The organism is Roseateles sp. P5_E11 (assembly GCF_054049355.1).
On sequence record NZ_JBFUMO010001050.1, the window covers coordinates 1 to 1,043 of the forward strand.

The following is a 1,043-nucleotide window of genomic DNA, read 5'->3' on the forward strand; positions in this document are numbered from 1 at the left end:
CTGCAAGACGCAAACCGCAGTCGGGCTGGTTGCCCGGCGAGGATTTGCAACGCCGCAGACGCTGCCTTTGCGGGGCAACCCTGAGGGCAAGGCAGCACAGGGCCGCACTCGGCGTTGCGCACCTGGGTCGGGCAAGAGCCCGACCGGCGGCGCGCGCCTTGATTGCGACCCTGTGCTGCCTTGCGGGCGCCATGGGGAGACTGCAAACAGGTTCTACAAGACCGCCAGGAGACAACCATGGCATTGATGGGCCGGATGATGTCGGATCCGCTGCTGATCTCGTCGCTGCTGAAGCACGCCGAGCGGCATTCGGGCGAGACCGAGATCGTCAGCAAGCGGGTCGAGGGCGACCTGCACCGCAGCAATTGGCGCGAGCTGGCGCGGCGTTCGCGCCAGGCCGCGCAGGCATTTGCACGCCTGGGTTGCGAGCCCGGCGACCGCGTCGCGACGCTGGCCTGGAATGGCCACCGCCACATGGAGATCTACTACGGCAGTTCGGGCTCCGCGCTGGTCTGCCACACGATCAACCCGCGCCTCTTCCCCGAGCAGATCGTCTGGATTGCCAACGACGCGCAGGACCGCATCCTCTGTTTTGACGCCACCTTCCTGCCGCTGGTCGAGAAGATTGCGCCGCTGCTGAAGAGCGTTCAGCACTTCGTGCTGATGACCTCGCGTGCCCACATGCCAGCAAGCAGTGGCATCCCGAACCTGCTGTGCTTTGACGACCTGCTGGCCGCCGAGACCGGCGACTACGCCTGGCCGCAATTTGACGAGAACACCGCCTCCAGCATCTGTTACACGTCTGGCACCACCGGCAACCCCAAGGGCGCCATCTACAGCCACCGCTCGACGGTGCTGCATGCCTACGCCGCCGCGCTGCCGGACGCGATGGACTGCTCCAGCCGCGACGTCATCCTGCCCGTCGTGCCGATGTTTCATGTCAACGCCTGGGGCCTGCCGTACAGCGCGGCCATCGTCGGCTGCAAGTTCGTGCTGCCCGGCCCGCATCTGGACGGCAAGAGCCTGTATGAGCTGTTCGAGGG

1 protein-coding gene is annotated in these 1,043 nt (G+C 66.2%); it reads left to right on the forward strand.

Going from position 1 to position 1,043, the window contains the following annotated elements; translation table 11 throughout:
• Positions 1–237: 237 nt before the first annotated feature.
• A partial coding sequence (locus tag ACXJKR_RS33315; RefSeq protein ID WP_457326499.1) for an AMP-binding protein occupies positions 238–1,043 on the forward strand: 806 nt, incomplete at its 3' end.